General features: G+C 56.0%; 25 protein-coding genes. 19 read left to right on the plus strand and 6 right to left on the minus strand.

The features are described from left to right. The first annotated feature begins 307 nt into the window (after positions 1 to 307). Genes tauA through tauD form a run of 4 tightly spaced genes read left to right on the plus strand, consistent with a single transcriptional unit; the run spans position 308 to position 3,720 of the window. A complete protein-coding gene (tauA, locus tag ACMWLG_RS22430; protein ID WP_001018397.1) occupies positions 308 to 1,270 on the plus strand; it encodes a taurine ABC transporter substrate-binding protein in 963 nt (320 codons plus the stop codon). Between the two features lie 10 nt (positions 1,271 to 1,280). Next, on the plus strand, positions 1,281 to 2,048 hold the full coding sequence (gene tauB / locus ACMWLG_RS22435; RefSeq protein WP_023310519.1) for a taurine ABC transporter ATP-binding subunit: 768 nt from the start codon (positions 1,281 to 1,283) through the stop codon (positions 2,046 to 2,048). Then, positions 2,045 to 2,872, plus strand: coding sequence for a taurine ABC transporter permease TauC (gene tauC / locus ACMWLG_RS22440; RefSeq protein ID WP_045400594.1), 828 nt, complete (start codon positions 2,045 to 2,047; stop codon positions 2,870 to 2,872). Before tauB ends, tauC begins: the two co-directional genes overlap by 4 nt. Next, positions 2,869 to 3,720 (plus strand): taurine dioxygenase, encoded by an 852-nt coding sequence (gene tauD / locus ACMWLG_RS22445; protein WP_001547743.1) that lies wholly within the window; start codon positions 2,869 to 2,871, stop codon positions 3,718 to 3,720. Before tauC ends, tauD begins: the two co-directional genes overlap by 4 nt. A gap of 69 nt (positions 3,721 to 3,789) precedes the next feature. On the opposite strand, the gene ACMWLG_RS22450 is transcribed toward tauD, so the two are convergent. Both ACMWLG_RS22450 and hemB read right to left on the minus strand, forming a co-directional pair. Further along, positions 3,790 to 5,514: a lysophospholipid acyltransferase family protein gene (locus tag ACMWLG_RS22450; protein WP_045400597.1), complete on the minus strand. Its 1,725-nt coding sequence runs from the start codon at positions 5,512 to 5,514 to the stop codon at positions 3,790 to 3,792. A gap of 127 nt (positions 5,515 to 5,641) precedes the next feature. Further along, a complete protein-coding gene (hemB, locus tag ACMWLG_RS22455) occupies positions 5,642 to 6,616 on the minus strand; it encodes a porphobilinogen synthase (RefSeq protein WP_028017695.1) in 975 nt (324 codons plus the stop codon). A 455-nt stretch (positions 6,617 to 7,071) separates the two neighbouring features. Here hemB and ACMWLG_RS22460 point away from each other — a divergent pair, with 455 nt between their 5' ends. Together ACMWLG_RS22460 and ACMWLG_RS22465 are read left to right on the plus strand one after the other, a co-directional pair. Beyond that, positions 7,072 to 9,849, plus strand: coding sequence for an autotransporter outer membrane beta-barrel domain-containing protein (locus tag ACMWLG_RS22460; protein ID WP_045400603.1), 2,778 nt, complete (start codon positions 7,072 to 7,074; stop codon positions 9,847 to 9,849). A 93-nt stretch (positions 9,850 to 9,942) separates the two neighbouring features. Beyond that, positions 9,943 to 10,566: a helix-turn-helix domain-containing protein gene (locus ACMWLG_RS22465; RefSeq protein WP_045400606.1), complete on the plus strand. Its 624-nt coding sequence runs from the start codon at positions 9,943 to 9,945 to the stop codon at positions 10,564 to 10,566. Positions 10,567 to 10,568: 2 nt separating this feature from the next. On the opposite strand, the gene ampH is transcribed toward ACMWLG_RS22465, so the two are convergent. Further along, on the minus strand, positions 10,569 to 11,729 hold the full coding sequence (gene ampH / locus ACMWLG_RS22470) for a D-alanyl-D-alanine-carboxypeptidase/endopeptidase AmpH (protein WP_023310524.1): 1,161 nt from the start codon (positions 11,727 to 11,729) through the stop codon (positions 10,569 to 10,571). Positions 11,730 to 11,933: 204 nt separating this feature from the next. Here ampH and ACMWLG_RS22475 point away from each other — a divergent pair, with 204 nt between their 5' ends. The 3 genes from ACMWLG_RS22475 to ACMWLG_RS22485 all read left to right on the plus strand — a co-directional run bounded on the left by ACMWLG_RS22475 (position 11,934) and on the right by ACMWLG_RS22485 (position 14,915). Next, positions 11,934 to 12,467, plus strand: a complete 534-nt coding sequence (locus ACMWLG_RS22475) for an isochorismatase family protein (protein WP_045400608.1) — start codon at positions 11,934 to 11,936, stop codon at positions 12,465 to 12,467. Positions 12,468 to 12,582: 115 nt separating this feature from the next. Further along, positions 12,583 to 13,803, plus strand: coding sequence for a peptide antibiotic transporter SbmA (sbmA, locus tag ACMWLG_RS22480; RefSeq protein WP_023310526.1), 1,221 nt, complete (start codon positions 12,583 to 12,585; stop codon positions 13,801 to 13,803). A gap of 14 nt (positions 13,804 to 13,817) precedes the next feature. Further along, a complete protein-coding gene (locus tag ACMWLG_RS22485) occupies positions 13,818 to 14,915 on the plus strand; it encodes a DUF1615 domain-containing protein (RefSeq protein ID WP_045400611.1) in 1,098 nt (365 codons plus the stop codon). Here ACMWLG_RS22485 and ACMWLG_RS22490 read toward each other — a convergent pair. Then, entirely contained in the window at positions 14,912 to 15,211 is a 300-nt protein-coding gene (locus tag ACMWLG_RS22490) for a DUF2755 family protein (protein WP_008503287.1), read from the minus strand. The genes ACMWLG_RS22485 and ACMWLG_RS22490 overlap by 4 nt on opposite strands. Positions 15,212 to 15,460: 249 nt before the next feature. Between ACMWLG_RS22490 and ACMWLG_RS22495 the strand changes: the two genes are divergently transcribed. After that, complete coding sequence (locus ACMWLG_RS22495; protein WP_045356384.1) at positions 15,461 to 15,697, plus strand: DUF2754 domain-containing protein; 237 nt, start codon at positions 15,461 to 15,463, stop codon at positions 15,695 to 15,697. On the opposite strand, the gene ddlA is transcribed toward ACMWLG_RS22495, so the two are convergent. Next, positions 15,694 to 16,794, minus strand: a complete 1,101-nt coding sequence (gene ddlA / locus ACMWLG_RS22500; protein WP_045400614.1) for a D-alanine--D-alanine ligase — start codon at positions 16,792 to 16,794, stop codon at positions 15,694 to 15,696. The genes ACMWLG_RS22495 and ddlA overlap by 4 nt on opposite strands. 103 nt (positions 16,795 to 16,897) lie before the next feature. Here ddlA and ACMWLG_RS22505 point away from each other — a divergent pair, with 103 nt between their 5' ends. The 6 genes from ACMWLG_RS22505 to adrA all read left to right on the plus strand — a co-directional run bounded on the left by ACMWLG_RS22505 (position 16,898) and on the right by adrA (position 22,565). After that, the gene (locus ACMWLG_RS22505; RefSeq protein ID WP_045400617.1) at positions 16,898 to 17,581 is read left to right on the plus strand and encodes an extensin family protein; all 684 of its coding nucleotides are present in this window, start codon (positions 16,898 to 16,900) and stop codon (positions 17,579 to 17,581) included. A 168-nt stretch (positions 17,582 to 17,749) separates the two neighbouring features. Then, positions 17,750 to 18,964 (plus strand): multidrug efflux MFS transporter, encoded by a 1,215-nt coding sequence (locus ACMWLG_RS22510; protein WP_023310531.1) that lies wholly within the window; start codon positions 17,750 to 17,752, stop codon positions 18,962 to 18,964. Positions 18,965 to 19,173: 209 nt separating this feature from the next. Beyond that, a complete protein-coding gene (gene iraP / locus ACMWLG_RS22515; protein ID WP_023310532.1) occupies positions 19,174 to 19,434 on the plus strand; it encodes an anti-adapter protein IraP in 261 nt (86 codons plus the stop codon). A gap of 99 nt (positions 19,435 to 19,533) precedes the next feature. Continuing rightward, positions 19,534 to 20,949, plus strand: coding sequence for an alkaline phosphatase (gene phoA, locus ACMWLG_RS22520; RefSeq protein WP_023310533.1), 1,416 nt, complete (start codon positions 19,534 to 19,536; stop codon positions 20,947 to 20,949). 89 nt (positions 20,950 to 21,038) lie between these two features. Further along, entirely contained in the window at positions 21,039 to 21,359 is a 321-nt protein-coding gene (psiF, locus tag ACMWLG_RS22525; protein WP_045400620.1) for a phosphate starvation-inducible protein PsiF, read from the plus strand. A gap of 102 nt (positions 21,360 to 21,461) precedes the next feature. Then, positions 21,462 to 22,565, plus strand: a complete 1,104-nt coding sequence (adrA, locus tag ACMWLG_RS22530) for a diguanylate cyclase AdrA (protein ID WP_045400623.1) — start codon at positions 21,462 to 21,464, stop codon at positions 22,563 to 22,565. A gap of 14 nt (positions 22,566 to 22,579) precedes the next feature. Here adrA and proC read toward each other — a convergent pair whose 3' ends face one another. Further along, a complete protein-coding gene (gene proC / locus ACMWLG_RS22535; protein WP_023310536.1) occupies positions 22,580 to 23,389 on the minus strand; it encodes a pyrroline-5-carboxylate reductase in 810 nt (269 codons plus the stop codon). A gap of 97 nt (positions 23,390 to 23,486) precedes the next feature. Here proC and ACMWLG_RS22540 point away from each other — a divergent pair, with 97 nt between their 5' ends. From ACMWLG_RS22540 to yaiA, 3 genes are all read left to right on the plus strand, one after another. Continuing rightward, complete coding sequence (locus tag ACMWLG_RS22540) at positions 23,487 to 23,945, plus strand: YaiI/YqxD family protein (protein WP_045400626.1); 459 nt, start codon at positions 23,487 to 23,489, stop codon at positions 23,943 to 23,945. A 143-nt stretch (positions 23,946 to 24,088) separates the two neighbouring features. Then, positions 24,089 to 24,613: a shikimate kinase AroL gene (gene aroL, locus ACMWLG_RS22545; RefSeq protein WP_023310537.1), complete on the plus strand. Its 525-nt coding sequence runs from the start codon at positions 24,089 to 24,091 to the stop codon at positions 24,611 to 24,613. Between the two features lie 44 nt (positions 24,614 to 24,657). Then, positions 24,658 to 24,849, plus strand: a complete 192-nt coding sequence (gene yaiA / locus ACMWLG_RS22550; protein ID WP_023310538.1) for a protein YaiA — start codon at positions 24,658 to 24,660, stop codon at positions 24,847 to 24,849. The last annotated feature ends 224 nt before the right edge of the window (positions 24,850 to 25,073 follow it).

Raw genomic sequence — 25,073 nt, forward strand, 5'->3', positions numbered from 1 at the left:
ACGCCCTCTCGGCGCATCCCTGCGCCTCGCCCCGGCCTTACGGAAACGCTTCGGCGATTTACAGCCGGACCAGGGCATCGCTGTAAGCCATTCACTTTCCTGAAACCACATGCATCACTTCAGGTGAAAAAATTACTGGGTAACCCTCCGCCCACGGGGAGAGGGAAAAAACGAACCGCACAAAATTCACTATCCTTTCCCGCTTTTTATCTAAAAACGAATCGTTATGAGCGATTCATTTTTATTCCTTTATCAAAATTCCCGCGCCGGAAATACTGCCCTCATAACAACAAGGGGAGCAGGCACTATGGCAATTTCATCGCGAATCACACTTCTCGGCGCACTGGCGCTGTGGGCATTTCAGGCGCAGGCGGTGGACGTCACCGTCGCGTATCAAACCTCTGCGGAACCGGCGAAAGTCGCGCAGGCGGACAACACCTTTGCCAAAGAGAGCGGCGCGAAAGTCGACTGGCGCAAGTTCGACAGCGGCGCATCCGTGGTGCGTGCGTTAGCCTCCGGCGACGTGCAGATCGGCAATATCGGATCCAGCCCGCTTGCGGTGGCGGCCAGCCAGCAGGTGCCGATCGAGGTTTTCCTGCTAGCCTCGCAGCTCGGTAACTCAGAAGCGCTGGTAGTGAAGAAAAACATCACTAAACCGGAAGATCTGATCGGCAAACGCATCGCCGTGCCGTTTATCTCCACAACCCACTACAGCCTGCTGGCGGCGCTCAAACACTGGGGCATCAAGCCGGGTCAGGTACAAATCATCAACCTGCAGCCGCCGGCGATTATCGCGGCCTGGCAGCGCGGGGATATTGACGGGGCTTACGTCTGGGCACCGGCAGTGAACGAACTGGAAAAAGACGGCACCGTGCTGACCGACTCAGAAAAAGTGGGCCAGTGGGGCGCGCCAACCCTCGACGTGTGGGTCGTGCGCAAAGACTTCGCCGAGAAACATCCTGAGGTGGTGAAAGCCTTCGCAAAAAGCGCGATTGATGCCCAGCAGCCGTACATCTCTAACCCGGATGAATGGCTGAAGCAGCCCGCCAACCTGGAAAAACTCTCCCGCCTGAGCGGCGTGCCGGAAGCGGACGTGCCGGGGTTGGTGAAAGGCAATACCTATCTGACCCCCGCGCAGCAGGTGCAGCAGCTGACCGGGCCGGTAAACAAAGCGATTGTTGATACCGCCACCTTCCTGAAAGAGCAGGGCAAAGTGCCAGCGGTGGCGACGGATTACAGCCAGTACGTGACCGATCGTTTTGTGAAATAAGGAGTCCGCCATGCTGAATATTACGAACCTGTACGCCGATTACGGCGGTAAGCCCGCGCTGGAGGACATCAACCTGACGCTGGACAGCGGTGAGCTGCTGGTGGTGCTGGGCCCGTCCGGGTGCGGAAAAACCACGCTGCTGAATCTGATCGCCGGGTTTGTCCCTTATCAGCATGGCACCATCCAACTGGAAGGCAAAAAGGTGGAAGGCCCGGGCGCCGAGCGCGGCGTGGTCTTCCAGAACGAAGGATTGCTTCCCTGGCGCAACGTGCAGGAAAACGTGGCGTTTGGGCTACAGCTTGCGGGCGTCAATCGCGAACAGCGGCTGGAAACGGCACGGACGATGCTGAAAAAAGTGGGGCTGGAAGGGGCGGAAAAACGCTTTATCTGGCAGCTTTCCGGCGGCCAGCGGCAGCGCGTGGGTATTGCCCGCGCGCTGGCCGCGAATCCGCAGCTGTTGCTGCTGGACGAGCCGTTCGGGGCGCTGGATGCCTTCACCCGCGAGCAGATGCAAACCCTGCTGCTGCGCCTGTGGCACGAGACGGGCAAGCAGGTGCTGTTGATTACCCACGATATCGAAGAGGCGGTGTTTATGGCGACGGAGCTGGTACTGCTCTCGCCGGGGCCGGGCCGCGTGCTGGAGCGCTTGCCGCTGGATTTCGCCCGCCGCTTCGTCGCGGGAGAACCCGTGCGCAGCATCAAATCCGATCCGCTGTTTATCGAACAGCGTGAATACGTCTTAAGCCGCGTGTTTGAACAACGGGAGGCTTTCTCATGAGCATCGTCTTCAGTGAAAAAACGCGCCGCACGCGTCTGGCGCTGCGCTGGCCTTTCTCGCGCCAAATCACGTTGAGCGTCGGTACGCTGCTGGTGCTGCTGGCGGTGTGGTGGGCGGTTGCTGCCCAGCAGTGGGTCAGCCCGCTGTTTCTGCCGCCGCCGGGCCAGGTGCTGACCAAACTCATTACCATCGCCGGGCCGCAGGGCTTTATGGATGCCACGCTCTGGCAGCACTTAGGTGCAAGTCTGGCGCGTATTCTGGTGGCGCTTCTGGCAGCGGTAATTATCGGGATACCGGTCGGGATCGCGATGGGCTTAAGCCCGACGGTGCGCGGCATACTCGACCCGCTGATTGAGCTTTACCGTCCGGTGCCGCCGCTGGCCTGGCTGCCGCTGGTGGTTATCTGGTTCGGCATAGGTGAAACGCCCAAAGTTTTACTCATCTATCTGGCGATCTTTGCGCCGGTTGCAATGTCAACGCTGGAAGGCGTGAAGAGCGCCCAGCAGGTGCGGATCCGCGCGGCGCAGTCGCTGGGAGCCAGCCGCACGCAGGTGCTGCTGTTCGTGATTTTACCGGGCGCGCTGCCGGAAATTTTAACCGGGCTGCGCATCGGCCTCGGCGTGGGCTGGTCCACGCTGGTGGCGGCAGAGCTGATTGCGGCCACGCGCGGCCTTGGGTTTATGGTGCAGTCGGCGGGAGAGTTCCTGGCGACTGACGTGGTGCTGGCAGGGATCGCGGTGATCGCCGCGATCGCCTTCGGATTAGAACTGGGGCTGCGCGCGTTACAGCGCCGCCTGACGCCCTGGCATGGAGAAATACAATGAGTGAACGTCTGACCATTACCCCGCTGGGGCCGTACATTGGCGCGCAGGTGTCGGGCCTGGATGTGACCCGTCCGCTGAGCGATAACCAGTTCGAGCAGCTGTACCACGCGGTGCTGCGCCATCAGGTCGTTTTCCTGCGGGAACAGGCGATCACCCCGCAGCAGCAGCGCGCGCTGGCCCTGCGCTTTGGCGATCTGCATATCCACCCCGTCTATCCGCATGCGGAAGGCGTGGAGGAGATTATCGTTCTGGACACCCACAACGATAACCCGCCGGATAACGACAACTGGCACACCGACGTAACCTTTATCGAGACGCCGCCCGCCGGGGCGATTCTGGCGGCGAAGCTGCTGCCGGAAACCGGCGGCGATACGCTGTGGACCAGCGGGATTGCGGCGTATGAGGCGCTCTCCGCGCCGTTCCGGACGCTGCTGAGCGGGCTGCGGGCGGAGCACGACTTCAAAAAATCGTTCCAGGAATACAAGTACCGTAAAACGGAAGAGGAACATCAGCGCTGGCAGGAGGCGGTTGCGAAGCATCCTCCGCTGCTGCACCCGGTGGTGCGGACCCATCCTGTCACGGGCAAGCAGGCGCTGTTCGTGAATGAAGGGTTCACGACGCGCATCGTGGACGTGTCCGAGAAAGAGAGTGAGGCGCTGCTGGGATTCCTGTTCGCGCATATCACCAGGCCGGAGTTTCAGGTCCGCTGGCGCTGGCAGGAGAACGACCTGGCGATCTGGGATAACCGCGTAACGCAGCACTATGCCAATGCGGACTATCTGCCGCAGCGCCGGATTATGCAGCGGGCGACGATTTTGGGGGATAAGCCGTTTTATCGTGCGCCTTGATCCCCTCACCCTAACCCTCTCCCCAAAGGCGCGAGGGGACTGCCCGGTGCGGTTTTCACCCTCTCCCTTTTAGGGAGAGGGCTGGGGTGAGGGTATTAAATGCGCCTCAATATACCGCTGATAGCGGTTCGCCTTCAGGTAACACAAATCCACCAGCACCAGTCCGTCGACGCAGTCGTTAAACGCCGGGTCGCTGCCAAAATCAATAAACTGCACGCCGCCGGGTTCACACAGCTCGGAATACTGCTTGTAGAGCGGCGGAATGCCGCAGCCCAGATTGCCGAGCAGGGATTTCAGCTTTGTCAGGTCATCCACGTAATCCACGCCGCCAAACTGCGCGAGCACGTCCGGCAGCGATGCGGGATACGGCTGACGTGACGCGGCCAGCGGATGCGTTGCCGGGAACCACAGGCGGTAAAAGGCCACCAGCAGATCCCGTGCGGCAGGCGGTAAGCCACCGGAAATCGAGACCGGGCCAAACAGGTAGCGGTAGTTCGGATAACGCGCCAGGTAGGCTCCAATGCCGGACCATAAATAGTCCAGGCCGCGGCGTCCCCAGTAGCGCGGCTGAATAAAGCTGCGCCCCAGCTCAATGCCGTGCTCCAGTACGTCCTGCATTTTGTCGTCGTAGTGGAACAGGCTATAGCTGTACAACCCCTCAACGCCGCGCTTTTCGATCTGCATGGCCGTCGGCATAAAGCGATACGCCCCGACGATCTCCAGATCGTCCTCATCCCACAGGATCAGGTGCAGATAATCATCGTCGTAGCTGTCGGTGTCCCGACGTTTGCCGCTCCCTTCCTCGACCGCGCGAAAGGCAATCTCGCGCAGGCGGCCCAGCTCGCGCAGCAGCGGGGCGTCTTCCTGCCCGTTGCGCTGCCAAAGATAGATGGTTTTACCGTCGCTGGTATTGCCCAGACATTCGGCCTGCGCCAGCGCGCGTTTCAGGGTGGCGCGGTCTTCCGGGCGGGCAATGGCGCACTGGGTTTTAAAGACGCCAGGCAATCCCTTGCCAAGACGCATCACGTGCTGACGGCACTGTTCGGCCATCTCACGCGACGAAAGGGTGGCGCTGTGCCAGTGATGCCAGGCAATCTGCTGGCCGATCTTAATCGGCAGCTGGCTGTGGCGGCGGCGGAACATCTGCTGCATGAGTAACAGCATTGACAGCGTCGGGGAGACCAGCGTGCTGGCATAGAAGAGCAGGCTGTTATGCGCCTGAATATGCACCGGCAGCAGCGGGGCGCGCAGCTTGCTGGCGAGTTTGATAAAGCCAGAGTGCCACTTTTTGTCGCGAATGCCTTTGCGCGTGGGGCGGGAAACTTCTCCGGCCGGGAAGAAGATCAGCACGCCCGCGTTTTGCAGATGCTGTTCCATCTGCACCAGGGACGATTTCGCTGTCCTGCCGCCCATATTATCCACCGGAATAAACAGCGAGCTGAGGGGCTCAAGGTGGGTCAGCATCCGGTTGGTCACGACTTTAACATCGCGTCGCACGCGAGAAACGGCGTACATCAGCGCCAGACCGTCCAGCGTACCCGTCGGGTGGTTGGCAATAATGACCAGAGGGCCATGTTCGGGGATTTGTTCAAGATCGCGGGCGGAAACGGTGCAGAGAATATCAAGGTGTTCCAGAACTTGCTCCACCATATCCAGTCCTTTCAGGTGGCGGTGTGCTGCGGCAAATTGCTGAAATTCGTCTTCGTAAAACAGTCTTTTTAATAGACTTTTTTGCCAGGGGGTGGGCCTCGCCTGAGGCCAAAGATCGTCGAGAACGCTATCGAGGCTAAACATGGTTACTCCTCCTGCCGTCTTGCGAAGACAGTAGAAGGCGCAGATGTCGGTTGTATTGCAGTTTGGTGAAGATTAGCGCAGAGAGCAGGCCGGGTAAGGCGAAGCCGCCACCCGGCGCTAAAGCGGATTAACGCAGAATTTTCTTCTCGGCCAGATCCAGCGCGAAGTAGCTGAAGATCAGATCCGCGCCTGCGCGTTTGATGGCGCCGAGGCTTTCGAGGACCACTTTCTCTTCGTCAATCGCACCGGCCAGCGCGGCGAATTTGATCATCGCGTACTCGCCGCTGACCTGGTAAGCGCCCAGCGGCAACTCGGTGCGCTCGCGGATGTCGCGCAGGATATCAAGGTACGCGCCCGCAGGTTTCACCATCAGGCAGTCTGCGCCCTGGGCTTCATCAAGCAGGGATTCGCGAATCGCTTCCCGACGGTTAAGCGGGTTCATCTGATAGGTTTTACGATCTCCCTTCAGCGCCGTGCCCGCAGCTTCACGGAACGGGCCGTAGAAGGAGGAGGCAAATTTGGTGGAGTAAGACATGATGGCGGTGTCGGTAAAGCCCGCCGCGTCCAGCGCCTGACGGATCGCCTGAACCTGTCCGTCCATTGCGGCAGAAGGCGCGATGAAGTCCGCACCCGCAGCGGCAGCCACGACCGCCTGTTTGCCGAGGTTCAGCAGGGTGGCATCGTTATCCACGCCGTGATCGCACAGCACGCCGCAGTGGCCGTGAGAGGTATATTCGCAGAAGCAGGTGTCTGACATAACCACCATTTCCGGCACGGTCTCTTTGCAGATGCGGGACATGCGGGCGACGAGGCCATCTTCCTTCCACGCGTCGCTGCCGGTGGCATCGGTATGGTGAGAGATGCCGAAGGTCATCACCGAGCGGATCCCCGCGTTGGCGATGCGTTCAATCTCACGCGCCAGATATTTCTCCGGAATGCGCATTACGCCCGGCATGGCTTCGATGGCTTTGTAGTCATCGATCTCTTCTTCGACAAAAATCGGCAACACCAGATCGTTTAAGGTCAGGGTTGTCTCTTCAAACATAGCGCGCAGTGCAGGTGACTTGCGCAGGCGGCGGGGACGTGCAATTAAATCGGTCATGGTATGCCTGATGTTTGTGGAACAAAGAAGGCTAGTGTACCTCAAAGTGAAGACAGGTGTTTTGGTAAAAGTGGGCATTTTATTTTGTAAAATGCGATGAGTCTGGTTTTTTGGCATCAATATATAATGCAGGACAGTATAACGCCGAAATGGAGATGAGTTATTCATATTGTTTTTATATTAAATGGAAAACATCATTGAAAATGATTTATTATTTATTTTTATATGTACATTATTGTTTTGTCTCTATTTTAATGCTTTGTTTTTATAATATTTATCTGTAGTGATAGAGGCTTTCTCGGTTTTGATGTGTTATTAGTCTGGATACGGACTTAATGGAAACATTCATTGAACCTTTTCGAAATGAAAATGCATAATTCCCTCCGCAATTAAACTAAACATTGCAAAATCATTGATGGACAAACTTGCTTATGTCCCTGAGGAGGGATGACCCAATGCAAACATGGAAAAAGAAACTCGTTGTATCTCAACTTGCATTAGCCTGCACCCTGGCTATCGCTTCTCAGGCCAATGCGAAGGATATTTCCGGAACGACATATAATACATTCGGATACGATAATACCGCTTCCGCTCCCTGGTATTATGGCTATGCCGACTGGGATTACTCAGACGCGACCCACGACGGCGATATTTATCCGGTGATTAATAAAAGCACCGTGAATGGTGTTATTTCAACATACTATCTGGATGATGGCATCAATGGGCGGGCGAATGCGTTAAGCATTTCCAACAGCACCATTAATGGTATGATTACCTCTAAGTGTATGACCTCCTCGTGTGCTGACGGCCTGGATACCGATGGCACCAACCATTCTCAATACGATCGTTTTAGCCTGACCGTAGATAATTCCACCATTAACGATACCTATGAGCATTATGCGTATGACGTCGTGAACGGGGAAAATACGGAAAGACACAATCTGGACACGTATAATCTGGGTAATGCGATTACCCTGGATGTGGAGTCCGATATTGTTATCCAGAATAATTCCCACATTGCCGGTATTACCCTGACGCAGGGTTATCAGGAGCCGGATAATACCCCTTACGACGGTGTGGAAGGCGTAGCCAACAGCAGCAAAGTATTTACCGACACGCTGGTGGTGAAAGACTCTGTTCTGACCTCAGGCGCGTACCGCGATCTGGGGACCAACGGGTTCTACGGTCAAACCGCGAAGCCGAGCGACTATGGTGAAACGAATGCCACGGCGGCGGATGATGCGGCGCTGATCGTTGCCGCTAGCGCGTCTGATAACGCGATGCAGACCACTGCCACGTTCGATCGCTCCACCGTTACTGGCGATATTCTGTTCTCCAGCACCTTCGACAACAACTTCTATCCGAACGGCGATCCGGCTACGGATACCACTGCAGACGGTGTCTATAACCCAACCACCAACGGCTGGGATGGCACCGATAAGCTGGATGTAACCCTGACCAACGGCAGCAAATGGGTCGGTGCAGCACAGTCCAGCGTCGAGGCTATCGGCCCAGCGCAGATGTATGGCCTGGGCTACAGCAACGTAGACTGGAGTAGCTTATCCCCTAACAGCATTTGGCCGGATTCCGTTTATGACAGCAACGGACACGTTGCGGGTGAAGCGGTGTATCAGAGCGGGCTGTTTAACATCGCGCTGGATAACGGCTCTGAGTGGGATACCCGCAAGCTTTCTAATATCGACACGCTGACGGTAAACAACCAGTCTCAGGTTAACGTCGAAGACTCTGGCCTGCTGGCGGACTCCATCACCCTGACCAATGCTTCATCAATGAATATTGGAGACAGCGGTGCCGTGGCGACCGACCGTCTGTATCTGGACAGCTATAGCCGTGCGGCACTGACGGAAGAAACGGCCCAACTGTATGCCAACACCATCACCGTGGATAACGGTGCTGAGCTGGCGCTGGGGCTGGGTCAGGTTGATACGCACAATATGGAACTGACCGATGGCGGGGTGCTTAACGTTGCCAGCCGAGATTACGTCCTGAACAGCGATTTGAACAACGCACGCTATATCACTAACGATAAGTACAATGCCGATTACGACTACGGTGTTGTGGCGATTAACTCTAATGGCCATCTGTCAGTAAACGGTGACGTTGCAGGTAACTACCAGGTGCGCATCGACGATGCGACCGGTGCCGGTTCCGTTGCTGATTACAAAAACAAAGAGATTATTCGCGTCTATGACAATAATGCGGATACCACAGCCAGCTTTACTGCCGCAAACAAAGCCGATTTAGGCGCTTACACCTATCAGGCGCAGCAGCAGGGTGACGCCGTTGTCCTTCAGCAGAAAGAGCTGACCGACTCTGCCAATATGGCGCTGAGCATCCCATCTGCCAATACCAATATCTGGAATCTGCAGCAGGATACCGTTGGCACGCGTCTGACCAACAGCCGCCACGGCCTGGCGGATAACGGCGGTGCGTGGGTGAGCTACTTCGGTGGCAACTTCGACGGTGACAATGGCGTTATCAGCTACGATCAGGACGTGAGCGGCATTATGGTGGGTGTGGACACCCAGATTGACGGTAATAACGCGAAATGGATCGTCGGTGGTGCGGCAGGTTTCGCGAAGGGTGATACCAGCGATCGTACCGGTCAGGTCGATCAGGATAGCCAGACTGCGATGATCTATGCGTCAGCGAAGTTCATGAACGATCTGTTCCTCGACAGCTCCCTGAGCTACACCCGCTTCAACAGCGATCTCTCCGCCAACATGAGCAACGGTCAGTACGTTGACGGCAATACCACGAATGATGCTGTTGGTTTTGGGCTGAAGCTGGGCTATGACTGGAAGCCAAACCTCTCTGGCTACGTTACGCCATATGCCGCCGTCTCTGGCCTGTTCCAGTCTGGCGATGATTATCGTCTTAGCAATGACATGCGCATGGATGGGCAATCTTACGATAGCCTGCGTTATGAACTCGGCGTTGATACGGGCTATACCTTCAACTACGGCGGCGAACAGGCTCTGACGCCTTACTTCAAACTGGCCTACGTCTATGACGACGCCGATAACAATGCCGATATTAACGGTGACAGCATTGATAACGGCGTGAAAGGCTCCGCTGTGCGGGTAGGGCTGGGCACCCAGTTCAGCTTCACGAAGAACTTCAGTGCGTACACCGATGCCACTTATCTGGGCGGCGGCGACGTTGATCAGAACTGGGGCGCAAATCTGGGCGTGAAATATACCTGGAAATGAATAAAAGCGGGGGGGAGTGGTTATCTCCCCCGCTTTTTATACAAGTAATAAAAATAATATTGGACCGACAAATACGGATGACTTGAGGTCTGCATGAACGTTAATGCGAAACCGCTTTCTGAATTACGCCGGCTCGAACAGTATTTAACAGCGGCCAGTACCCCTTTTACATGTGCGCCCCAGCAATTAATTACGTCAGACGAATGGAATGAGCCTTGTACGATCGTATTACAAACCGGCGTTATTGAGGTTTATCGAACTACTGATGAACTGCTGGTGGGGATTGCGACTGCCCCTTTTATATTCGGGCTGTCTACGGTGGTGATTAATCACTCTCACGAATACAGGGTGATTGCTAAAACGGCCTGTACCGGTTTTTATTTGCCCACGGAAACCACCCGTCAACTTATCCAGCAGTATTCACTCTGGAAAGAGGCCTTCTGCTGGTTATCCTGGATAACTTACATTCTTGAGAAACGCGATAAGCAGCTGGTGGGAAATAACTCCTATCACCAGATCCGCTCGATGCTGCTGAATATGGCGGAATGGGATGAAACGCTGCGTTCAAAAATCGGTGTGATGAATCATATTCAACAGAGCACAAGAATTTCACGCTCCGTTGTTGCCGAGGTGCTTGCCGCCCTGAGGCAGGGAAACTATATCAACATGAGCCGGGGCAAGCTGGTCAGCATCAACCGCTTGCCCACGGAATATTAAGATTAGTTAGACGCGGTGAGAACCTGTGCTTTATTGGCGCTCAGTTCAGCCACTAAGTTATTAATCCCGTCACTCATATTGACGAAACGCGTATGCGGGGAGCGGGTGACCACCACAAATGCGCCCACGTTTGACTGCGGGATCATGGCCATATAGGTGATAAATCCGCCGCCGCCGCCGGTTTTCTGAATAATACCCGGACGGCCATTTTTCGGCGCCATATAGACCCAGCCCATGCCGAGCGCATCGGCTTTACCCGGCACGTCCATCCCGATGACGCGTTGCAGCTGAGTGCGCTGATAAATCAGGGTCTGCATGCGATCGGCCTGGCTGCTGCGGGCGTAGAAATCTGAGGAAAGGAACTGCTGCATCCAGCGCATCATGTCGCCAGGCGTGGAATAGACCCCGCCGCTGCCCACGGCCGCGAGCGTGTTATTACAGGGGCTAGCGCCTTTCTCCGCCACCATCAGGCGACGGCACTGATCCGGGGACGGGGTAAAGGTGGTGTCTTTCATACCCAGCGGACGGGTTATCTGCTCTTCAAACAGCTGCGTGTAGGGTTTGCCAGCCGCCGTTGAAAGGGCGTCCGCCAGCAGGTCAAAGGCCAGGTTTGAATAAGAGGCCTGCGAACCCGGCGCCGCCTTCAGCGTGGCGGTACTCAGGTAGCTCCAGCGCTGGTCGCGCGTTGGCCAGACAAATACGTCACGGTGCGCCGCCCCGCCTGGCTGCTCGCGCGGCAGGGCGCTGGTGTGGGTGGCAAGGTTCACAAGCCGGATTGGCGTCCCCTGATATGTGGGTACCCGGGCGCCTGGCGGCGCGTATTTGCTGAGCGGGTCGTCGAGCTTCACCACGCCCTGGTCGAGCAGTTTCACCAGCATTTCGCTGGTCATCAGCTTGGTTAAGGACGCGATGCGGATAACGGAATCCAGCTGCGGGTGAACGTTATTTCCTGGGCGCGTTTCGCCAAAGCTGCGGAACACACGCTGGTTGCCGTCGATGACGACCATCGCCATCCCGGTCGCGCCGCTGCCGTAATAGATAAGGTTCGCGTAGCGATCGGCAATATCTGAAGCTAAAACGGGCGCCGTCAGCGGTTGGGCTGCCTGGGCGGTAGAAAAGCTCACCGCACACAGCGCGGCAAAAGAGAGCAGACAACGTTTCAACGAAAAGCATCCATGAAGTGAATGAGGAAAGTAATGGGTATTTATACTACTAAACGGTACCGCGCAATGCCCCGAATTGCATAACGATAGCGAGAAAAACGTAACCATGGGTAAATATGAACAATTTACTGACGAGCCATCTCCCATTTTGTGACATCGGGCTTATGATAGGCACCAGTGTCACTCAATCTTACGGAGAACGGTATGTCTGAGAAGCGTGTGGTTATGGTTGTCGATATGCAGAACGGGGTATTTGAAACCCCTCGTCATCAGCGCGAAAAGTGTGTCTCTCTGATCAACCAGCTTACGCAGGCAGCCGACAAGGTGATTTTTATTCAGCATACCGAGGCCGGGGGCCTGGAAGAGGGAAGCGAAGGGTTTGCGCTACTGCCTGAACTCCATCAGCCTGCTGACGCGCTTTACGTCACTAAAACCGCCTGTGATGCCTTCTATAACACCGCGCTAGAGACGCTGCTGCGTGAGCAGGGCATTCGCGAGTTTGTCATCTGCGGCTGCGCCACCGACTACTGCGTCGATGCGACGATTAAGAACGGCGTCAGCCGGGGTTATCACATTATCGTGGCGGAAGATGCCCACACTACCGCCAATCGCCCGGCGGCAGATGCGCAGATCCTGATTAACCACCACAACGACGTCTGGCGTAACTTCATCGCGCCGGCGAATCCTCTCGCGGTGAAACGCACCGAAACAATTCTTGAAAACTGGAAAGCGAACTAATAATTAACGCTCGGGTCTGACCTTTTTGCCGGAGCCGGGAGGCTGGCTCGGGCAGGTTTTTCGTGTGGTAACGTGTTGTGCGCAGCAACAGCCATAACAACAAGAAGGAAGCATTATGTTTAAGTCTTTTTTCCCAAAGCCGGGGCCTTTTTTCCTGTCGGCATTTATTTGGGCACTCATCGCTGTCATTTTCTGGCAGGCGGGCGGCGGCGCATGGCTGACGCGTATCACGGGAGCAACGGGCGAGGTGCCGATTAGCGCGGCGCGCTTCTGGTCGCTGAGCTATCTGCTGTTTTACGCCTACTATATGGTGTGCGTTGGGCTGTTTGCGCTGTTCTGGTTTATGTATTCTCCGCACCGCTGGCAGTACTGGTCGATCCTCGGCACATCGCTGATTATCTTTGTCACCTGGTTTCTTGTCGAAGTGGGCGTGGCGGTTAACGCCTGGTATGCGCCGTTCTACGATTTGATCCAGACCGCGCTGAGCTCGCCGCACAAGGTGACTATCAACCAGTTCTACCATGAAGTCGGGATCTTCCTCGGTATCGCCCTGATTGCGGTTATCATCGGCGTGATGAACAACTTCTTCGTCAGCCACTACGTTTTCCGCTGGCGTACCGCGATGAATGAACATTACATGGCGCACTGGCAGCACCTGCGCCATATCGAAGGCGCCGCGCAGCGCGTGCAGGAAGACACCATGCGTTTTGCCTCCACCCTTGAAGACATGGGCGTCAGCTTTATCAACGCCATCATGACGCTGATCGCCTTCCTGCCCGTGCTGGTAACGCTCTCTGCGCACGTGCCGGATCTGCCTATTGTCGGTCATATTCCTTATGGTCTGGTGATTGCCGCGATCGTCTGGTCGCTGATGGGGACGGGCCTGCTGGCGGTGGTGGGGATCAAACTGCCGGGTCTGGAGTTTAAAAATCAACGCGTGGAAGCCGCTTACCGTAAAGAGCTGGTTTACGGCGAAGATGATGCCAACCGCGCCTCGCCGCCGACCGTCCGCGAGCTGTTTGGCGCCGTGCGTCGTAACTACTTCCGACTCTACTTCCACTATATGTATTTCAACATCGCGCGTATTTTGTATCTGCAGGTGGATAACGTTTTCGGTTTGTTCCTGCTGTTCCCGTCGATTGTTGCGGGTACGATTACGCTCGGTCTGATGACGCAGATTACCAACGTTTTCGGTCAGGTTCGAGGCTCGTTCCAGTACCTGATCAGCTCCTGGACCACCCTGGTAGAACTGATGTCCATTTACAAACGTCTGCGCAGTTTTGAACGTGAGCTGGACGATCGTGACCTGCAGGAAGTCACCAACACATTTAGCTAATACAGGAAGTTGCTATGTCTTTTGCCGTACCGCGCGCGTTACCGTTGTCCTTGCTGGCCGCTCTTGTGCTGGCAGGCTGTGCCGAAAAAGGGGCCGCTCCGCTCAAAAAGGGGGAGAAGCCCGTCGATGTGGCGAGCGTTGTGCGGCAGAAAATGCCCGCCAGCGTGAAGGATCGCAATGCGTGGGCAGATGCGCTGGCAAAAACCTTTGAAAGCCAAAAGATTGCGCCGACCGAGGAGAATATCTGCTCTGTGCTAGCGGTGGCGCAGCAGGAGTCAATGTACCAGTCAGACCCGGTGGTGCCGGGCCTAAACAAAATTGCCTGGAAAGAGATCGACCGCCGCGCGGAGTCCATGCATATCCCGGTTTTCCTGGTGCATACCGCGCTTAAAATCACCTCGCCGAATGGCAAAAGCTACAGCGAACGGCTGGATGCGGTGAAAACCGAAAAACAGCTTAGCGCCATCTTTGATGATTTCATCAGTATGGTCCCGATGGGGCAGAAGCTGTTCGGCTCGCTGAACCCGGTACATACCGGTGGCCCGATGCAGGTGAGCATTGCGTTCGCGGAGAAGCATACCGACGGCTACCCGTGGAAAATCGACGGTACGGTGCGTCAGGAGGTCTTCTCCCTGCGCGGTGGGCTGTGGTTCGGCACGTATCATCTACTGAACTATCCGGCGAACTACAATGAGCCGCTGTACCGCTTTGCCGACTTTAACGCGGGCTGGTATGCCAGCCGTAATGCGGCGTTCCAGAGTGCGGTCAGCCGCGCAAGCGGCGTCAAGCTGGCGCTGGACGGCGATCTCATCGCTTACGGCAGCAGCGAGGCGGGAAGCACCGAGCTGGCAGTACGGAAATTATCGACAACGCTTGGCTTGAGCAACAGCGACATTCGCCGTCAGCTTGAGAAAGGCGACAGCCTGGCCTTTGAGAAAACGGATCTGTACAACAAGGTGTTTGCGCTTGCGGAGCAGAAAAGTGGGAAAACGTTACCGAGGGCGATCCTGCCGGGGATCCAGCTGGAAAGCCCGAAGATCACGCGTAACCTGACAACCGCATGGTTCGCAAAACGCGTGGACGATCGCCGGGCGCGCTGTATGGGGCTTTAACGGCGACGGCGAAAGCGCAGAACTAACGCTACAACGCCCAGAATCATACATCCCGCGAGGAAGGGGATCAGGCCGAACAGGGTGCTTACGCCAAACCCAATCTCAACTCGCGGGCGTCCGTTATCCTGCACCTGCATCAGGTGTTCATAAACGCCGGGGGCATGGACCAGCATGTTGAGCAGCTGTGAGCCGGCCCAGAAGCAGAACAGGACAAACAGGGCATAAGCAATATTACCCGCCGTGGAGGTTTTTGGTTTGCCGCCAAAAATCGGTTTCGACAATGTAAAGTCAGCCATGTTGACCTCCCGTGGTATCACTCTGTTTTAATACGCGTCTTACGGGGTGAGTTTGACAGGTCATCGCATTTGTCAATATCAGAATCGTGGTAATTTGCGCTCAGGAATTCTCCTGGATTGTCGATTTCTGCAGCACATCACAATTTCATCACTTAAGTGAAATTGCGTCGCGTTTCAGAATTTCCGTATTTGCCACAGACCTGGCCGTAAAACTGTGAGAGGATGTCTTTTTTTCCTGCCGGAGTTGTTATGAAGCTCACGTCCAAACTACGCCGTGACTGGCACTACTACGCCTTTGCCATCGGGCTGATCTTTATTCTTAACGGTGTCGTGGGCCTGTTGGGGTTTGAAGCAAAAGGGTGGCAAACCTATGCCGTCGGGCTGGTGACCTGGGTGATAAGTTTCTGGCTGGCGGGGCTGATTATCCGCCGTCGTCCTGAAGAGACGACAGCGGATGACGCGGAGTCGGCGAAGAGCGCCGATTAACCGTTTACGGAACTTTTAAGCGCGCTGTCGGCGGCGTGACGCTCCAGCGCCAGTTCGATCAGGCGGGTGATCAGTTCCGGGTAGCTCAGGCCGCTGGCCTGCCACAGTTTTGGATACATGCTGATGTTAGTGAACCCCGGCAGCGTGTTGATTTCATTGATCACCACTTCGTTTTCCTGCGTCAGGAACACATCCACGCGCGCCATGCCGCAGCAGCCGAGCGTCTGATAAGCGCGAATGGCGATCGCCCGGATCTTATCGTTAATCGCCGGATCGATATCCGCAGGAACGACAACCTGCGCGCCTTTGTCATCAATGTATTTGGTGTCGTACGAGTAGAAGTCGCTGTTTAACACCACTTCGCCGCAGGTGCTCGCCTGTGGAAAATCGTTGCCCAGCACGGCGCACTCAATTTCACGGCCTTTGATGCCCTGCTCAACCACCACTTTATGGTCGAACTCAAACGCCAGACGGACGGCCTGCGTGAACTCTGCTTCGCTGGTGACTTTGCTGACGCCCACGGAGGAGCCCTGGTTTGCAGGCTTCACAAACAGCGGCAGATCCAGCTCTCCGCTGATTTGCGCGAAGCTGTGCTTGTCGCGGTTTGCGCGGGTGAGGGTCACGAATGGCGCAATATTCAGCCCGGCATCGCGCAGCAGGCGTTTGGTGACGTCTTTGTCCATGCACGCGGCAGAGCCGAGTACGTCCGAGCCGACGAACGGCAGGTTGGCCATGCGCAGCATCCCCTGCAGGGAACCATCTTCGCCCAGGGTGCCGTGAACGATAGGGAAGACAACGTCGATCTGGGCGAGAGCCTGAGCGTTGCCGGCGTCGATGAGCTGCCCCTTCACGACGCCGGGTACGGTGGCGACGCTTACTTCCGAAGGATTAAGGGCGATATGGGCCGGATCGTGAGCGTTCAGCAGATACTGGCTGGCATCGTTCACGTGCCACTGGCCCTGTTTATCAATGCCCAGCAGCACCACGTCGAAACGGCTTTTATCGATTGCATCAACGATATTTTTAGCCGATTGCAATGACACTTCGTGCTCCGCTGATTTTCCCCCAAAGACAATACCTACGCGCTGCTTAGCCATCTCACTCTCTTCCAGTCTGACGAAAAGCCAATAACATACCACGATGCCCGGCGGGTTTCGCGGCCTTCTGCCATAATGTTTTGGGGAATGTTGAGGGGGGAGAGTGAAAGGAAAAACGCTGCTGACCGTATTCATCATTGTGGCCGTTGCAACGGTGGGTTACCGCTGGTTGCCGTCTTACTACAACCCTTTCATGCCGCTGACGCTGGACGACCCGCCGGGCCGAATCACCCAGTATAAGCTTCGGCGTTTAAACCCCGAGGCGTGCGAGAGCCTGCTCGCGCAGGCTAACCAAAGAGATCTCATCCACACCCAGCCGGTGGCGGGCAGCGGCGGCGCGTGTCCGCTTAACAACGTCGTGCGCGTGCGTGACTTCGGTCCGGTCGGCCTGAACAGCAGTTTTCTTGCTAGCTGTCCGCTGGCGCTCAGCTCTGCGCTGTTTATCAGCCAGCAGGCCCGACCGCTGACAAAGCGCTATACGGGCAGCGACCTTGCGCGTATCGACCACCTCGGCAGTTTTGCCTGCCGCAATATCTATCACCGCCCTGACGCGCGACGCAGTGAGCATGCCACGGCGGAGGCGCTGGATATCGCCGCCTTTCGGCTGGCGAACGGGGAGCGCGTCACGGTGCTGAACGGCTGGAAGGCGGCAACAACGCAGCCATGGCTAAAGGCCATGCTGGCGGCAAGCTGCGGCTACTACGGAAACGGCCTCGGGCCGGAGTATAACGCGGCGCATGCCAACCATTTTCATCTGGGAATGCACGGTTTCGGACTCTGCCGGTGAAGCATAATATTCCGCCAGAAAATGGATGAATTGTGACTTGTTTCACAAATATGATGACTGGGAAGATAAAACACCAAAGTCAGTCGGGCCGCATCTCTGGTGCGACGTCAAAACGCGTAACTTGCTAATCTGTCGGCGAATTCGCCTAAAAATGAAGACTATTTCGTTATGGAATCCTGGAAAGTTAATCTTATCTCGGTCTGGTTTGGCTGCTTCTTTACCGGGCTGGCCATTAGCCAGATCCTGCCATTCCTGCCGCTGTACGTCTCGCAGCTGGGGGTGACCTCGCATGAAGCGCTCTCCATGTGGTCCGGCCTGACGTTCAGCGTCACGTTTCTGGTGTCCGCCATTGTGTCACCGATGTGGGGCAGCCTGGCGGATCGGAAAGGCCGTAAACTGATGCTGCTGCGCGCCTCGCTCGGGATGGCGATCGCCATTCTGCTCCAGGCCTTCGCCACCAACGTCTGGCAGCTGTTTTTCCTGCGCGCGGTGATGGGGCTGACGTCCGGGTACATTCCAAACGCCATGGCGCTGGTCGCCTCTCAGGTGCCGCGCGAGCGTAGCGGCTGGGCGCTGAGCACGCTCTCCACGGCGCAGATCAGCGGCGTCATCGGCGGTCCGCTGCTGGGGGGCTTTCTGGCGGACCACGTCGGGCTGCGCGCGGTATTTATCATCACCGCGATCCTGCTGGTGGTCAGTTTTCTGGTCACGCTCTTTCTTATCAAAGAGGGAGGACGCCCGGTTATCAGTAAATCTGAACGCCTGAGCGGCAAGGCCGTCTTCGCCTCGCTGCCCTATCCGGGACTGATGATCAGCCTGTTTGTGACCACTATGGTTATCCAGCTCTGTAACGGTTCGGTCGGTCCGATTCTGGCGCTGTTTATCAAGTCGATGGAGCCGGATAGCACAAATATCGCTTTTCTGAGCGGCATGATTGCGGCCGTGCCGGGCGTATCCGCCCTGATTTCCGCGCCGCGTCTGGGAAAACTGGGTGACAGGATCGGCACCGCGCGCATCCTGATGGCGACGCTGATCTTTGCGGTTGTGCTCTTCTTCGCGATGTCTTTTGTCACCTCTCCGCTTCAGCTAGGCGTATTGCGATTCCTGCTCGGGTTTGCTGATGGTGCAATGTTGCCTGCGGTACAGACCCTGCTGGTTAAATATTCCAGCGACCAGGTGACGGGGCGTATCTTTGGATATAACCAGTCATTTATGTATCTGGGGAATGTTGCCGGTCCGCTTATTGGCGCATCCGTTTCCGCGATGGCCGGTTTTCGTTGGGTATTTGCCGCCACGGCGATTGTCGTTTTAATCAATATTATCCAGCTGGCTATTGCACTGCGTCGCCGCAGACAAATGGCGGAAGCGAAATCGTCGAGATAATCGTTTCGTTGATGTATTATATATTCTTATGGTAGTCGCATTTTTATATAACAAAATGCGGCGTTTTTTTATAGAAAAACGTTTCGCTCACCGCGCGGTTCTTTATTTTTATTCCTGCATCACTTTTGCATACCATAATAAATTTCTTCTCTTTGCATTATGGATTCAGAATGCTAACTTCAGACAAAACTGAAAAAGGAACTGGCACGATGAAAAATCTCATTGCTGAATTGCTGGTCAAACTGGCACAAAAGGAAGAGGAGTCAAAAGAGCTGGTTGCTCAGGTCGAAGCACTGGAAATTGTGGTCACCGCGCTGCTGCGACAAATGGCGAAAACCGATCAACAGGCGTTGATTGAGAGCGTGGAAGGCGCACTGGACAGCGTCAGGCCTGAATCGCAGGTTCCGGTTGAGGATGCCGAGATGCTCCACCAGTACGTAAAGAAGCTGTTAAGGCATCCTCGCACCTAAACCGTCACAGGACGTAACGACGTGTCATAGAATTGTCATGCAGGATGCCTATAGTCGCTCTGTTTTTATTTTTATGTATTTGTACATGGAGAAAATAAATTGAAACAGAGCGCACTTTTCATCGCATTACTTCCCCTGTTAATTACCCCTGCCATTTATGCCGATACTGCCCAAACCAGCGTGCTGGATAATCGCGCGGCAAAAGGGGATATCACCCAGCCTGGCGGCGCACGCCGTTTATCAGAAGATCAAACTGCCGCTATTCGGGCTTCGCTGAATGATAAGCCGGCGAAAAATATTATTCTGCTTATTGGCGATGGAATGGGGGATTCCGAAATTACGGCGGCGCGAAATTATGCCGAGGGTGCGGGCGGCTTTTTTAAAGGTATCGACGCATTACCGTTGACCGGACAATATACCCATTACGCCCTGGATAAAAAAACCGGTAAACCGGATTACGTCACGGACTCGGCGGCCTCTGCTACGGCGTGGTCCACCGGCGTGAAAACCTATAATGGCGCGCTGGGTGTGGATATTCACGAAAAAGATCACCAAACCCTTCTGGAGATGGCAAAAGCGGCGGGCCTTGCGACCGGCAACGTCTCCACCGCTGAACTTCAGGATGCAACGCCCGCGGCGCTGGTGGCGCATGTAACCTCGCGTAAATGCTACGGTCCGTCAGTGACCAGCGAAAAATGTCCGACGAACGCGCTGGAAAAAGGCGGCAAAGGCTCGATTACGGAACAGCTGCTGAACGCGCGTCCTGACGTGACCCTGGGCGGCGGCGCGAAAACCTTCGCAGAAACCGCGACGGCGGGCGAGTGGCAGGGCAAAACGCTGCGCGAGCAGGCGCAGGCCCGCGGCTATCAGCTGGTGAGTGACGCCAGTTCGCTGGCAGCCATCACCGAGGCGAACCAGGACAAGCCGCTGCTGGGGCTATTCTCTGACGGCAACATGCCCGTGCGCTGGGAAGGACCAAAAGCCTCTTATCACGGCAATATCGATAAACCTGCCGTAACCTGTACGCCTAACCCGAAACGCACGGACAGCGTACCGACGCTGGCGGCGATGACTGATAAAGCCATCTCTCTGCTGAGCAAGAGCGAAAAAGGGTTCTTCCTGCAGGTGGAAGGCGCGTCGATTGATAAGCAGGATCATGCGGCGAACCCGTGCGGCCAGATTGGCGAAACCGTCGATCTGGACGAAGCGGTGCAGAAGGCGCTTGAGTTCGCGAAAAAAGACGGTAACACCCTGGTGGTGGTCACCGCGGACCATGCGCACGCCAGCCAGATTATTCCGGCAGATACCAAGGCCCCGGGCCTGACGCAGGCGCTGAATACCAAAGATGGCGCCGTTATGGTGTTGAGCTACGGCAACTCTGAAGAAGAGTCCATGGAGCACACCGGCACCCAGCTGCGCATTGCAGCCTATGGGCCGCACGCGGCAAACGTGGTAGGCCTGACCGATCAAACGGATCTGTTCTACACCATGAAGGCGGCGCTGGGTCTTAAATGATAAAATCCCGGCGGAAATCACATCTGCCGGGTGGTTTTTTTCCTGTCACGAACCAGACTTACAGGGAATGTTCACAAAAGGATGGTGCAATGAAAACAACATTACTGATTACTCTGCTCTCTGGCCTGTTCCTGATCGCATCGGCGAACGCGGAAGAGAAAACGTTAACGCCGCAACAGCAGCGTATGACCACCTGTAATCAACAGGCGACGTCTCAGAGTCTGAAGGGAGATGCTCGCAAGACATACATGAGCGACTGCCTTAAAAACGGCGCCGCGAAGCCGGCTGAAAAAAGTCTGACGCCGCAGCAGCAAAAAATGCGCGAGTGTAATGCGAAAGCAACCGAACAGTCCCTTAAAGGGGACGACCGCAGCAAGTTCATGAGCGCGTGCCTGAAGAAAAAAGTGTAGTTCAAACGGGTGAGCGGCTCTGGCGGCTCACCCGAAATTTCATACTTTCCCCGCAGACCCCCTCTCTATAATTTGGGAAAATGTTTCAGAATATTCCCAAAAATGATGAATGATGAAACGTATTACAACAAAAAGCGCATTCGTGAAGAGTGGAGTTTAACCCTTTCTCAGGATGACCCTCACCGCGCCGGCATTCAGTTTGCCCGGCGAGTCAGGCTGGCGCGCGCCGTCGGCCTGGCGGCAATGTTTTTCCCCGTTGCGGGGATGCTGGTCACCCATTTTTTACCCGGCGGCTGGTGGCTTTTACTGGTGGGGTGGTCGTTCGTCTGGCCCCATTTTGCCTGGCAGCTGTCCTGCCGCGCCGCTTCACCCCATCAGCAGGAAATTTTCAATCTTAAAATCGATGCCATTATTGCCGGGCTCTGGATCGGCGTGATGGGGATGAATGCGTTACCCACGGCAGCGCTGGTGATGATGGTAGGGATGAATATGATGGGCTCCGGGGGCTGTCGTCTGTTTCTCCCGGGGATCGCGTTGACCCTGCTCTCCGCGCTGGTGACCCTGCCACTCGTCGGGAAGGTTGTCGTCTTCAACCCCGACCTTGTGGAGTGGGGCTTAACGTTACCCGTACTCGTTCTTTATCCCATGCTGTTTGCCTGGCTCAGCCACCGAACCGCCGTCAGGCTTGCGGAACATAAGCAGCGGCTGGAAATGATGAGCACACGAGACGGGATGACCGGGGTCTTCAACCGCCGACACTGGGAAATGCTGCTGCGAAATGAATTTGAGCATTGTCGGCGCGACCACAGCACCGCCACGATATTGCTGATTGATATCGACCACTTTAAAAATATCAACGACACATGGGGGCACGACGTGGGCGACGAGGCGATCGTTGCCATTACGCGTCAGCTCCAGCGGTCGGTACGGTCAGGCGATGCGATCGGCCGGTTTGGCGGGGATGAGTTTGCGGTGATCATGTCGCAGACAGCGGCGGAGAGCGCCATCGCCGTGATGTCGCGACTGCATGAGCGGCTGGAAAAGCTGACGTTACCGTGCGCGCCAAAAGAAGCGCTGCGCATCAGCGTCGGCGTTGCCCCCTGGGGACCGCAGTTTGGACACTATCGGGAATGGCTAAAGGCGGCTGACGTGGCGCTCTATAAGGCGAAAAATGCCGGGCGCGGCCGCACCGAAGTGGCCGCCTGACGCCCGGTCAGAAATCAGGATTTACTCAGCTTCTCTGATTTTTCCATGCATTTTGCCATCGCTTCAATGACGGCCGAGCGGAACCCGCGCTCTTCCAGCACCCGCACCGCTTCGATGGTGGTACCGCCCGGAGAGCAGACCATATCTTTCAGTTCACCCGGATGTTTGCCGGTTTCCAGCACCATTTTGGCGGAGCCCATGACGGCCTGCGCGGCGAACTTATACGCCTGCGCGCGCGGCATTCCGCCAAGCACGGCGGCGTCGGCCATCGCTTCTAAAAACATGAACACATAGGCAGGGGCTGAGCCACTCACGCCGACCACCGGATGGATCATCGATTCGGCAATCACTTCTGCTTCACCGAAGCAGCGGAAAATATTCAGCACGTCGGCTACTTCTTCCGTGGTCACCAGCGCGTTAGGCGTGACGGAGGTCATGCCGGCATTGACCAGCGAGGGGGTATTGGGCATCGCGCGGACGATTTTACGATCGTGACCCAGCGCGCGCGCCAGCTGATCGAGCGTGACGCCCGCGGCAATCGACACGACCAGCGTCTCTTTATTCAGGCTGGAGGTGATATCGCTTAGCACTTTGATCATGATGTTTGGCTTGACGGCGCCAAAGACGATATCGGCGACCTGGGCGACTTCCTGCGCGCTTTCGGCGGCGTTGATCCCGTATTGATCGCGCAACTCGGCGACTTTGTCCGGTGACGGGGTATAGACCCAAATCTGACCCGGCAGCACCTGCCCGCTGGCGATCAGACCGCCCAGGATGGCTTTGCCCATGTTACCGCAGCCGATAAACCCGATTTTCTTGTCCATCACGATTCTCCGTCATTATGCGTTGTTATCTCTGATTGATAGCTTAACAACGAAATGCAGGCGACAATAGTCGGCAGACTCATTATGGGGAGACAATATGGCGATTTGGGTTGATGCGGACGCGTGTCCGAATGTGATTAAAGAGATTTTATTTCGTGCCGCCGAGCGCGTTCAGATGCCGCTGACGCTGGTGGCTAACCAGAATATTCGCGTACCGCCTTCGCGGTTCATCCGCTCTTTGCGCGTGCCGGCCGGATTCGACGTGGCGGATAACGAAATTGTTCGCCTGTGCAGCGCGGAGGATCTGGTGATCACGGCGGATATTCCGCTGGCTGCCGAAGTGCTGGAGAAAGGGGCGGCGGCGCTCAATCCGCGCGGGGAGCGTTACTCGCCTTCGACCATTCGTGAAAAGCTTACCATGCGCGATTTTATGGATACGATGCGGGCCAGCGGCGTGCAGACCGGTGGACCGGACAGCCTGTCCCAGCGCGACCGTCAGCTGTTCGCTGCCGAGCTGGATAAATGGCTGCTGGAAGTGAAGCGCCGCACAGCGTAATGATAATTATTGTCAATTTGTGGTACAGTGTGGCCTCCACAGGGTTGTCATCCCGTACCGCTTTGCAGTAAAGTAATCGCAACATCTTCTGCAATTATTTCTTTACACTCTTCAGCCATTCGGCATCAAGGGGAACACCTGGCATGACCCAACCCATCTTTTTAGTTGGCCCCCGCGGCTGTGGGAAAACCACCGTTGGCCTGGAGCTGGCACGCGTGTGTCATCGCCAGTTTGTTGATACCGACCACTGGCTTCAAACTGAGGCCGGAAAAACCATCGCTGAGATCGTTGAGCAAGAGGGATGGGAGAGCTTTCGCGCGCGCGAAACGGCCGCGCTGAAAGCGGTCACTACCCCGTCTGCCGTGATCGCGACCGGCGGCGGCATCGTTCTGGCGGAGTGCAATCGTCACTTTATGCGCGAAAAGGGGATTGTGATTTATCTCAGCGCGCCGGTGTCGGCTCTGGTAGGGCGGCTGGAAGCCTTTCCGGAAGAGGGGCAACGCCCCGCGCTGACCTCCAGGCCGCTCAGCGAAGAGGTGAGCGAAGTGCTGGCCGAACGCGATGCGCTATACCGCGAAGCGGCTCACCACGTGGTGGATGCGTCAGCCTCTCCCGAAGAGGTTGTGATTCAGATTATTACCGCCCTGCGTTTGGCTTGTGCCAGCTAACCGGCGTCTATACTTATAGCTCAGACATAAAAAAAGGATGAGCTATGCCAACCAGACCTCCCTATCCGCGTGAAGCGCGCGTTGTTACCGTTGAAAAAGGCCAGACGGGTCATACCGTGACCTGGTACCAACTGCGTGCCGATCACCCCAAGCCGGACTCGCTGATCAGTGAACACGAGACTGAACAGGAAGCGCTGGATGCGAAACGGCGCTATGAAGATCCCGACATAACCTGAATGTTTTCCTAAACGTTCCAGTATCGTGCCTGAATCACACTTTTTACTCATCGGGAAAGTTAAGCAGGAGTTAATATTTAGTTATTACAAGTAACTCCGGTATCGGCAGGCGATCTTTACATTTCGATGTCGGGATCACCTGCTACGCTTGGTGCTGTTTTGTTGAAAAAATGAACTGTGCAGCGTAGTGAGCCTGTACCTGTGTGCACGATGTTGAAGTAATG

It is taken from the genome of Enterobacter sp. 01-M-02-SI-ECC, assembly GCF_047530595.1.
In the GTDB taxonomy this organism is placed as follows: Bacteria; Pseudomonadota; Gammaproteobacteria; order Enterobacterales; family Enterobacteriaceae; genus Enterobacter; species Enterobacter cloacae_M.

Excerpts from the sequence above, each read along its gene's own strand:
- sbmA (WP_023310526.1), top strand. The coding sequence starts at position 12,583 with ATGTTTAAGTCTTTTTTCCCAAAGCCGGGGCCTTTTTTCCTGTCGGCA.
- ddlA (WP_045400614.1), bottom strand. The coding sequence starts at position 16,794 with ATGGCTAAGCAGCGCGTAGGTATTGTCTTTGGGGGAAAATCAGCGGAG.
- adrA (WP_045400623.1), top strand. The coding sequence starts at position 21,462 with ATGATGAATGATGAAACGTATTACAACAAAAAGCGCATTCGTGAAGAG.
- tauA (WP_001018397.1), top strand. The coding sequence starts at position 308 with ATGGCAATTTCATCGCGAATCACACTTCTCGGCGCACTGGCGCTGTGG.
- psiF (WP_045400620.1), top strand. The coding sequence starts at position 21,039 with ATGAAAACAACATTACTGATTACTCTGCTCTCTGGCCTGTTCCTGATC.
- ACMWLG_RS22475 (WP_045400608.1), top strand. The coding sequence starts at position 11,934 with ATGTCTGAGAAGCGTGTGGTTATGGTTGTCGATATGCAGAACGGGGTA.
- proC (WP_023310536.1), bottom strand. The coding sequence starts at position 23,389 with ATGGACAAGAAAATCGGGTTTATCGGCTGCGGTAACATGGGCAAAGCC.
- yaiA (WP_023310538.1), top strand. The coding sequence starts at position 24,658 with ATGCCAACCAGACCTCCCTATCCGCGTGAAGCGCGCGTTGTTACCGTT.
- tauD (WP_001547743.1), top strand. The coding sequence starts at position 2,869 with ATGAGTGAACGTCTGACCATTACCCCGCTGGGGCCGTACATTGGCGCG.
- ACMWLG_RS22450 (WP_045400597.1), bottom strand. The coding sequence starts at position 5,514 with ATGTTTAGCCTCGATAGCGTTCTCGACGATCTTTGGCCTCAGGCGAGG.
- ACMWLG_RS22510 (WP_023310531.1), top strand. The coding sequence starts at position 17,750 with ATGGAATCCTGGAAAGTTAATCTTATCTCGGTCTGGTTTGGCTGCTTC.
- iraP (WP_023310532.1), top strand. The coding sequence starts at position 19,174 with ATGAAAAATCTCATTGCTGAATTGCTGGTCAAACTGGCACAAAAGGAA.
- aroL (WP_023310537.1), top strand. The coding sequence starts at position 24,089 with ATGACCCAACCCATCTTTTTAGTTGGCCCCCGCGGCTGTGGGAAAACC.
- ACMWLG_RS22540 (WP_045400626.1), top strand. The coding sequence starts at position 23,487 with ATGGCGATTTGGGTTGATGCGGACGCGTGTCCGAATGTGATTAAAGAG.
- tauC (WP_045400594.1), top strand. The coding sequence starts at position 2,045 with ATGAGCATCGTCTTCAGTGAAAAAACGCGCCGCACGCGTCTGGCGCTG.
- hemB (WP_028017695.1), bottom strand. The coding sequence starts at position 6,616 with ATGACCGATTTAATTGCACGTCCCCGCCGCCTGCGCAAGTCACCTGCA.
- ACMWLG_RS22465 (WP_045400606.1), top strand. The coding sequence starts at position 9,943 with ATGAACGTTAATGCGAAACCGCTTTCTGAATTACGCCGGCTCGAACAG.
- ACMWLG_RS22460 (WP_045400603.1), top strand. The coding sequence starts at position 7,072 with ATGCAAACATGGAAAAAGAAACTCGTTGTATCTCAACTTGCATTAGCC.
- ACMWLG_RS22490 (WP_008503287.1), bottom strand. The coding sequence starts at position 15,211 with ATGGCTGACTTTACATTGTCGAAACCGATTTTTGGCGGCAAACCAAAA.
- ACMWLG_RS22495 (WP_045356384.1), top strand. The coding sequence starts at position 15,461 with ATGAAGCTCACGTCCAAACTACGCCGTGACTGGCACTACTACGCCTTT.
- ACMWLG_RS22485 (WP_045400611.1), top strand. The coding sequence starts at position 13,818 with ATGTCTTTTGCCGTACCGCGCGCGTTACCGTTGTCCTTGCTGGCCGCT.
- tauB (WP_023310519.1), top strand. The coding sequence starts at position 1,281 with ATGCTGAATATTACGAACCTGTACGCCGATTACGGCGGTAAGCCCGCG.